Origin of the sequence: Streptomyces sp. 150FB (genome assembly GCF_000818195.1) — a bacterium.
In the GTDB taxonomy this organism is placed as follows: Bacteria; Actinomycetota; Actinomycetes; order Streptomycetales; family Streptomycetaceae; genus Streptomyces.
The window spans coordinates 7346928-7355780 of record NZ_JTHL01000001.1; the positions used below are offsets into that span (position 1 = coordinate 7346928).

Genomic DNA, 8853 nt, shown 5'->3' on the forward strand with positions numbered 1-8853 from the left:
GGAAATACCATGTCCACTGTCATCACCGGAGCCTCAGGTCACCTCGGCCGGCTCATCGTCGATCAGCTCCTCGCCGCCGGAACGCCGCCGGAGCAGATCGTGGCCACCGGCCGGGACACCGGCAAGCTCGCCGAACTCGCAGGGAACGGGGTCACCGTGCGGCGCGCGGACTTCGCCGACCCGGGCAACCTCGACGAGGCTTTCGCGGGTGCCGATGCGATGGTGTTGGTTTCCACGACGACGGTGGGTGAGCGGTTCGAGAACGCCCGCAACGCCATCGACGCGGCGCGCCGGGCGGGTGTCTCCCGGATCGTGTACACCAGCATCCTCAACGCCTCGACCGCGCAGATGATGCTCGCGGACGCGCATCGCCGCACCGAGGACTACCTGCGTGACAGCGGGGCGCCGTTCGTCATCCTGCGTAACGGATGGTATCTGGAGAACTACACCGACCAGATGCCGATGATCACCCAGTACCACGCGCTGCTGGGCAGTGCGCATGACGGGCGGGTCAGTGCGGCCGGCCGACGTGACCTGGCGGCGGCAGCGGCAGCGGCGCTGAAGCAGGATGGACACCTCGGAGCGACGTACGAACTCGGCGGAACGCCGTTCACGCTGACCGAACTCGCCGCGACGTTCAGCGATGTCCTGGGCACCCACATCGCCTACCGGGACATGCCGGTCGCCGACTACACGGAGACTTTGACGGGTGCCGGGCTGCCTCCGGAAATGGCCGCCGCAGTGGCTGATGCCGATGCGGGGCTGGCCCGCGGAGAGTTGTTCACCGACAGTGAGGACCTGGTCAAGCTCCTCGGGCGGCCGGCGATCACGGCGCGTGAAGCCATCCGGAACGCCGCGGCCGTCGAGGAGTCACGGTGAGCGCTTCCGGACCCGGCGTCGACACTCATGAGATGGTGCTGATCCATCGCGTCCTCCGGCGTGAGTTCGGTCAGCTTCCGCGGTTGTTTCGCGCCGCGGCCGGTGACCGTGCGCGATCCGAGACCATCGGTGCGCACGCCCGGGAGATGCTGACATTCCTCCACACGCACCACACCGGCGAGGACGAACTGCTCTTTCCGCTGCTGCGTGAGCGAGCAGCCCTCGATCCGGAGCTGATGGACCGGATGGATGTGCAGCACGCGCAGGTGGACGACGCCGTCACGGCCGTCGACGCGGAGTTGCCGGCGTGGACGGCGAGCGCGGACGCCGCCGCAGGCGAGCGGATGGCCGCTCGCATCGACGCCATGATGCCGACACTGATCGAGCACCTGGCCGAGGAGGAGCAGGACATACTGCCGATCGTGTCCGTCACACTGACGCAGAGCGAATGGGACGCACTGGGCAAGCACGGCATGAGCGCGATCCCCCTCACGCGGCGGCTGGTCATCCTCGGCCACATCATCGAGGAAACCGATGACGCGGAACGGAGAAGGTTCATGAAGGTCCTGCCGACCCCCGCTCGTGTGGCCTACAAGCTGATCGGCCACCGCCAGTTCACGCGCGAAACCAGCCAGATCCGCGGCTGACCCGCCCCACGGCCCGACCTGTTTTCGTTGCACACGTTGTATGCGACGCACCATGTGGAGTGCGTCGAGATCCCGGAACCGGCCTCCAAGGGCGCCTGATCTGGGGCTTGACAGGTACGTGTATCGCACCCCCTGTCCGTCCATGGACCTTGTCACCGGAACGCCTCCGCGCTCGCGGGGGGTTCCGGGGACACCGCGGGACTCTCGGGCTCCGACTTCGTGCACTCCGCCGTAGAGCAGGGCCGGCGAACGCGGCCGACGAGGCGTTGCTCGATCTGTCGCGTGTGGTCCTCGACTCCGCCTCGACACGAGACACGACCCCGCGAACCGCACGCCGTAAGGCGTACGGCAAGGCTGACCTGCGGCCGGGGTGTTCGTGCGACCCGGGGCGGTCACATGGCAAGGCCCGTGGAAAGGGGGCCAGTTCATTGAACCTTCCGGGCCCGCACGTCGTATTAGGGGTGTGAATCTCCCCCTACACCTTCACAGGACCAGCGCCGAGCGGCGGTCGGCTCGCCGAACCGCTGTCGTGTCCCTTCTCGTTCCCACCGGCCTCACTCGTCTGTCCGCCTGCGGCAAGACAGTCTCGATCGGTGACAATCCGAGCGCGTCGGCCTCTTCGGCCGCCGCGCTCGCCTCCTCCCAGGCCGCCCCACTGGCCCAGACCGCCTTGTACCGTTTCGACATGGATGGGCGCCATGGATAATCATCAGACCGACGGCGAGGTGTCCCAGCCGGTCGGTGGCTGGGTTTTCAGCTCGGCCCAGGCCAGGATCCTGGAGGGTGTTGCGGCCGGCTTCTCCAGCGGGCGACTTTCGAGAGAGTTGTACCTCAGTTCGAAGACCATCGACTATCACGTCCGTGTCATGTCCGACAAGTTGCAGGCGCCGAATCGTGTGGCGTTAGTTTCGAGGGCGTTCGTCCTTCAGATTCTGCGAACAGATTCGTGGCCCCCGCGCATTGCGTGTGAAACTGTGGATTAATGCTTGGCGGTTCACGAAATCGTATTCCCGTACGTTCATGCGTGAACTGCATTTTGTGTCGAGTTTCCTGAGCGTTTACCGTATCTCGCTCTTCCAGCCAGGCCGGAGATCCCGACCTGCTGATCTACGGTTGTTCCCAAGACAGCGGTGACGGCCGTTCTCCACACTTCGCGATGTCGAGTCACGAAGCACGCGAGAACGGCCGTCGCCGTGTATGAGTCTCCCTGTCCCAGGGCCGGCGACCCGGCGTTCACGCCGGTCCGGATGGGGATGTGCGCGACGCCGCCGACCGGCACCCGTGCCCCTCGCGTGGCAAGGGCAATCCGGAATCGACGGTCGTCAATGCTCCTCCCCTGAGTGGACCGGCCGGGTGCCGGGGTCGTCGATGTCTGCCGAGGCCGGTGCGGCGTCGAGGCCGGCCAGCAGCTCCACCACGTCCCTCGTGATGTTCTGCGCGGTCAGCCCGCAGGCGGCGAGCACCTCGGCCCTGGAGCCCTGGTTGAGGAACTGCCTCGGGATGCCGAACTCGCGCAGCGGGGTGTGCACGTCGGCGTCCCGCAGCACCTGCGCGATCGCGGAACCGACGCCACCCGCGCGGCTGTTGTCCTCTACCGTGATCGCGAGCCGGTGGCGGCGGGCCAGCTCGGCCAGCGCGGGGTTGACCGGGGTGACCCATCTCGGATCCACCACCGTCACCCCGATGCCCTGTGCCCGTACACCGTCGGCGACGGTGAGCGCGAGCCCGGCCAGCGCACCGATCGCGATGATCAGCACGTCCAGCCGGCCGGAACGGCGCAGCACATCAATCCCGTTGAACGTGGCGGTGGCGGGCAGGTCCTCACCGGCGGGGCCTTTGGGGAACCGCAGCAGTGTCGGACCTTCGTGCCACGCCACCGCCTCAGCCAGCAGTTCGGCCAGCCTGGTGCCGTCCCGCGGCGCGGCGATCCGCAGCCCCGGCACCATCTGCAGCACCGACAGGTCCCACATGCCGTTGTGGCTCGGCCCGTCGTCGCCGGTCACCCCGGACCGGTCGAGAACGAACGTCACCGGGCGCCGGTGCAGCGCGACGTCCATGAGTAGTTGGTCGAGCGCGCGGTTGACGAACGTGGAGTAGATGGCCACCACCGGGTGCACGCCGCCCATGGACAACCCGGCGGCCATCGTGACGGCGTGCTGCTCGGCGATGCCGACGTCGATCACCCGGTGCGGAAACCTGCGCTGCAGCGGCACGAGCCCGGTCGGCTCGGCCATCGCGGCCGTGATCGCCACGAGGTCGTCGCGCTGCTCGGCCAGTTGGACCAGCTTCTCGCCGAACACCGACGTGAACGAAGGGGGCGACGCCTTCAGCGCCTGCCCGGTGTGCGGATCCATCGGTTTGACGGCGTGGCCGAGGTCGAGGTCGTTGGCCTCGGTGTGCCGGTATCCCCTGCCCTTGGCGGTGATCACATGCACCACCACCGGCCCGCCCAGTGCGGCCGCGTGGCGCAGGGAGTCCTGGACGGCGGAGAGGTCGTGACCGTCGACGGGGCCGAGGTAACCGAGCCCGAGCTGTTCGAACACGCTCGGCCCGCGCCCGGCGCGCAGGTCGGCCAGGTGCTCGGCCAGCCCGCCGACGGTCGGCGCGTAGGAGCGTTGGTTGTCGTTGAGCACGATGACGAGCGACCGCTCCGGCCCGCCCGCGATGTTGTTCAGCGCCTCCCAGGCCATACCGCCGGTCATGGCGCCGTCGCCGATTATCGCGACGGTCGCCCGGTCGCGCCGGCCGAGGTGGGCGTCCGCCCTGGCCAGCCCGTCCGCATAGGACAGCGCGGTGGACGCGTGCGAGTTCTCCACCAGGTCGTGCTCGGACTCCTCCCGGCTCGGGTAGCCGGAGAGCCCGCCCGACTTGCGCAGCCGGTCGAACCCGGCCTGGCGGCCCGTCAGGATCTTGTGTACGTAGGACTGGTGCCCGGTGTCCCACAGCAACCGGTCCCGCGGGGACTCGAACACAGTGTGCAACGCGATGGTCAGTTCGACCACACCCAGGTTGGGCCCGAGGTGTCCCCCGGTCGCGGAGACCCGCTCTATCAGGAACGCGCGGATCTCCCCGGCGAGTTCGCGGAGCTCCCCGGCGGTCAGCTCACGCAGCCGCGCCGGGTCGCGCACGGTTTCCAGCAGCGCCATGTCGAACAGTGCTCCTCACCGGGTGTGGTAGGCGGCCGGGGCTGCCCTCTCGGTCAGTTCGGGCGGTCGGTTCGGGCGGTCGATTCGGAACGACGGCCGACGCGGCTCACCGCCGACGCGCTTTTGCCAACAGAGTCGTTGCCGGTGCCATCAGCGGCAGGGGTCCGCCCGGTCTCGCCCGGTCACGGCACGTCCGCCACTCCGGTCAGCCGCGCGGGCGGGGAGAACACGATGTCCTCGGTCGCCACCCGTTCCACGGACGTGTCCGCGTAACCCAGTTCGGCGAGCCGGCTGAGCAGTTGGTCGACGAGGATCTCCGGCGCGCTCGCCCCGGCGCTCACTCCGACCGTGCTCACGCCGGCCAGCCACGTGGGGTCGAAGTGGCTGACGTCCGGCACCAGTTCGGCCCTGCCGCCGTGCCTGCGCGCCACTTCGACCATCCGGATCGAGTTGCTGGAGTTGGTCGAACCGACCACCAGCACCAGGTCGCACCGGTCCACGATGGCCCTGATGCCGTCCTGGCGGTTCTGGCTCGCGTAACAGATGTCGTCGGTGGCGGGCCCGCGCAGGTCGGTGAACCTTCGCTGGAGCACGGCGATGATGTCCCTGGTCTCGTCCACCGAGAGCGTGGTCTGGGTGAGGAAGGCGACCGGTGCGTCGGAGGGAAGGTCCAGTGCCTCCGCGTCGGCGACCGTCTCGATGATGACTGTCTGGTCGGGAGCGTGCCCGTAGGTGCCCTCGACCTCCTCGTGGTCCGCGTGCCCGACCAGCAGCAATGTCCGTCCGTCGCGGGCGAACCGGAGGGCCTCCTGGTGCACCTTGGCCACCAGGGGGCAGGTCGCGTCGAGCACGTCCAGCCCGCGTGCGTCCGCGTTCGCCCGTACCTGCGGGGAGACGCCGTGCGCGGAGAAGACACATACCGCGCCCTCCGGCACCTCCTCCTCGGAGTCGACGAACCGGACACCCCGGCGCTCGAACTCGTGCACCACATAGTGGTTGTGCACGATCTCCTTGCGGACGTAGATCGGCGCGCCGTGCTGTTCCAGCGCGAGGTCGATGATGGCTATCGCCCGGCGTACACCAGCACACAAACTCTGCGGCTCGGCCAGCAAGACCTGCTTACCGCCACTCATTCCCACTCCGTTCCGTGCCATGACGTCCGCGTCGGAACGCCCTGGCTTGCGTTGCCGAACAGGGCATCCACGCCGGTCGGTAGAAACCGAGTCCTTCTCGGGGAGTCTTGTCTGCCGTTGGGTGCCGGCTTAATAGCCGGACTCGAAGTACGGCCTTGGGGTACCGCCCAACGGCTACCGGTCCGAAGGGTAGTCTAATCCAGCCCTCACACCGTCTTCTTTGGGGTTTTTCCTAAAGTCGAAGATGCTCACGCCGCGTCGTTGACACGATCAGGGTTGTCCTCCAGGCTTGGAATCCAGTAGTTGCCACTCGAATTCGGGGCCACTCAAGACTCCCGAACCATGAGGGCGGATCTACTATTTTGAACGAGGCGCTGCTCGTGCTGCAAACCACTTCATGGATCGCCCGCTTGCCTCGGTGCCGGGTGACTCTCACATGTGGGAGGTGCTGGCACAGTTGATGAACATGGAATCCGGTCCGGCGGGCCTTGTTTAAATTGCGTATTCTCGCCAAAATCATGACGAGCACAGCGTAACGACCAAAGCAGGCCATTCGCCAACACCGTCGGCATCCGAGCTCTGGAGGAGTGACCGTGTCAAATCTGGATGAACTCTCAAGTTCACGTCAAACAGTGCTGGAGCCTGAGGATGAGGTAAGAATAGTTGGCCAGTACTACGACGACAAAACAGCCAGGCTTGTTCGCAAATACGGGCCTGGCCCCAGGATTCACTACCATGTAGGTCACTACCCTTCCTCCGAAACGCCACTGCATGAGGACGATGCGACGCCGGATGCTATTCGGCAGAGCATACGGAGTCATCAAGAGGGTTTGCTGCGGTACGCGGCCAAGCTCTGGGGCGCTGAACACCGGCTGTCAGGGAGGATCCTGGATGTCGGCTGCGGTCTCGGCGGGGGCTCGCTCTTCTGGGCACAGGAGTACGGTGCCGACGTCACGGCGGTCACCAATGCCCCGGAACACGCGCCGATAGTTGACGGGTTCGCGCGGGAATGCGGTTTGGAAGAGAAGGTCCGAGCGCGGGTCTCCGATGCGATGCATCTCCCCTTGGACGGCCCCTACGACGCGGCAGTGGCAATCGAGAGCAGCGGATATTTCAACCGCCCTCAGTGGTTCGAGCGTCTGTCGCGCGTACTTCGTCCGGGCGGGAGTGTGTGCATCGAGGAAGTATTCACCACACGCCCTCACGGGGCCGATGTGTGGGCCGAATACTTCTACACAAAACCGGCTACGGTGCTCGACTACGTAGAAGCGGCGCAGGCTGCGGGCTTCGAGTTGGTCGATGACGTCGACGCCACGTCAGAAACCGCGCCGTTCTGGGACGAGAGTGCCGCCTGGACGAAGGCGGTACTGGACACTGACAGCAGCCTTTCAGCAGTTGCCCGCAGGCAGCTGAGGATATCCCTGATGGCGAACCAGGCGGTTGGCGCTGAATGGCGAGCAGGGGGCCTGCGACTGGGTTTCCTGCGCTTCGAGCTGAAGTGAACAAGGAATAGGACAAGACGCCGGAAACCCGCACGCGAGCTGGGCTTGCAGGCGGATTCTCGGGGTCCTCGCAACACCTGATGGTTCACGTGGTCGTCAGAGGCCGGCAGCAGATCACGCAGGCGCTGGGCTGGGGTTACCCGGCCCAGCGCAGCGGGTTTCCGCCCGCCTTTCGATGTGACTGCCGGATTCCAGGGCGGTTGACCAGGAGCCTCACCGCAGAGGGTCTGTCGTCGGCCGACATGGACCAGCTCATGGTCGACCCGCAGGACCTGGGGTGGCGTACCCACACGATCATTCGCGGGCTCACGGCCGGTACGGCTGAACCGCTGCCGACTTCCCGCCACCTTCACAACGATACGGAGTTCCTCATGACGCTCGAACAGTCTCCCGCTCCCAGCGACGTCCGCACCGTGTACGACGGGTTCGGTCGGATCTACGGTTCCGTGTGGGGCCCCAACATCCACTACGGCTACTGGGAGAACGACGCCGACGACAGCTCCGTCGAGGTAGCCACGGACCGCCTGACCGACCTGATGATCTCAGGTCTCGCCGCGCAGCCCGGCCAGCGGGTACTGGACATCGGCTGCGGCATCGGCCACCCCGCGCAGCGGCTCGTCCGCGCTTCTGACGTGGACGTCGTGGGCATCACCGTCAGCCACGTCCAGGTGGCGGATGCCACGGAACACGCGGCCGAGGCTGGGCTCGCCGACCGGGCCACGTTCCAGTTCGCGGACGCGATGGACATGCCCTTCCCCGACGGCTCGTTCGATGCGGCCTGGGCGTTTGAGTCGATGTGGCACATGCCCGACCGCGGCCAGGTGCTCTCCGAGGCCGCCCGCGTCCTGCGCCCCGGTGGCCGCCTCGCCATCGCAGATGTCATCCAGCGCGACCCGATCAGCCCTGACGGACGCGTGGTCCTGGACCACATCTGCGAGAACTACGCGGTGCGCTCCTTGGGCACTATCGAGGAATACCGGACGGCGTTGGCCGCCAACGGTTTCGTCGACGTGGAGATCCGTGACATCACCGACAACGTCATCCGTACCCTCCTGCTCATGGCCGACGCCTATGAGACCGTCCACGACAAGCTGGCCGAGCTGGTCGGCGAGGAACAGGCCACCTCGCTCGTCCACTTCGTGCGTAGGTTCGGGAGCATCCCGGAGAGCGGCTACGTCTTCCTGACCGCCGTCCGCGCGTAACCGCGGGCGCCGTCCCCGGTTTTCAGCTCGGCGTCTCGTGGCGTGAGGCTGAGGTCGAGGTACTTCCTGACGCTTGCTGAACAGTGACCCATTCTCGGTCATGTTCTGTCACGTCAAGTGATGACGGCGAACGCGAGGTCCGGCCGGTGCACGTTACGCGTGGCCCCGGACACCGCCGAGTTCCAGTCCGGGCTGCCGGCCGCCATCTGCGGCCGGCAGCCCACTCGGCGTGGGCGACGAGCGCTGAGCAGTCGGCGTGACGCCGTGAACCTCGACGGAGCCTCGGTGGCCGAACTCGACGGCGACTGTCTCAAGGCCCGACAAGCCGAAACGGCCCGCCAGTT

The 8853-nt window shown here is 66.8% G+C and carries 7 protein-coding genes; 5 read left to right on the plus strand and 2 right to left on the minus strand.

Going from position 1 to position 8853, the window contains the following annotated elements:
* Positions 1-9: 9 nt before the first annotated feature.
* Entirely contained in the window at positions 10-879 is an 870-nt protein-coding gene (locus QR77_RS31475) for an NAD(P)H-binding protein (RefSeq protein ID WP_040025439.1), read from the plus strand.
* 32 nt (positions 880-911) lie between these two features.
* The gene (locus QR77_RS31480; RefSeq protein ID WP_052489764.1) at positions 912-1526 is read left to right on the plus strand and encodes a hemerythrin domain-containing protein; all 615 of its coding nucleotides are present in this window, start codon (positions 912-914) and stop codon (positions 1524-1526) included.
* A 1322-nt stretch (positions 1527-2848) separates the two neighbouring features.
* On the opposite strand, the gene QR77_RS31490 is transcribed toward QR77_RS31480, so the two are convergent.
* Positions 2849-4672 (minus strand): 1-deoxy-D-xylulose-5-phosphate synthase, encoded by a 1824-nt coding sequence (locus tag QR77_RS31490; RefSeq protein ID WP_040025441.1) that lies wholly within the window; start codon positions 4670-4672, stop codon positions 2849-2851.
* 182 nt (positions 4673-4854) lie between these two features.
* On the minus strand, positions 4855-5805 hold the full coding sequence (ispH, locus tag QR77_RS31495) for a 4-hydroxy-3-methylbut-2-enyl diphosphate reductase (RefSeq protein WP_040025442.1): 951 nt from the start codon (positions 5803-5805) through the stop codon (positions 4855-4857).
* A 593-nt stretch (positions 5806-6398) separates the two neighbouring features.
* Here ispH and QR77_RS31500 point away from each other — a divergent pair.
* The 3 genes from QR77_RS31500 to QR77_RS49355 all read left to right on the plus strand — a co-directional run.
* Complete coding sequence (locus QR77_RS31500; RefSeq protein ID WP_236710871.1) at positions 6399-7307, plus strand: methyltransferase domain-containing protein; 909 nt, start codon at positions 6399-6401, stop codon at positions 7305-7307.
* A 371-nt stretch (positions 7308-7678) separates the two neighbouring features.
* Positions 7679-8509 (plus strand): methyltransferase domain-containing protein, encoded by an 831-nt coding sequence (locus QR77_RS31505; protein ID WP_040028965.1) that lies wholly within the window; start codon positions 7679-7681, stop codon positions 8507-8509.
* A gap of 159 nt (positions 8510-8668) precedes the next feature.
* A partial coding sequence (locus QR77_RS49355; protein WP_236710872.1) for a hypothetical protein occupies positions 8669-8853 on the plus strand: 185 nt, incomplete at its 3' end.

What these genes read in the sequence shown, in the direction of transcription:
- QR77_RS31475 (WP_040025439.1), top strand. Translation starts at nt 10, where the DNA reads ATGTCCACTGTCATCACCGGAGCCTCAGGTCACCTCGGCCGGCTCATC.
- QR77_RS31480 (WP_052489764.1), top strand. Translation starts at nt 912, where the DNA reads ATGGTGCTGATCCATCGCGTCCTCCGGCGTGAGTTCGGTCAGCTTCCG.
- QR77_RS31490 (WP_040025441.1), bottom strand. Translation starts at nt 4,672, where the DNA reads ATGGCGCTGCTGGAAACCGTGCGCGACCCGGCGCGGCTGCGTGAGCTG.
- ispH (WP_040025442.1), bottom strand. Translation starts at nt 5,805, where the DNA reads ATGAGTGGCGGTAAGCAGGTCTTGCTGGCCGAGCCGCAGAGTTTGTGT.
- QR77_RS31505 (WP_040028965.1), top strand. Translation starts at nt 7,679, where the DNA reads ATGACGCTCGAACAGTCTCCCGCTCCCAGCGACGTCCGCACCGTGTAC.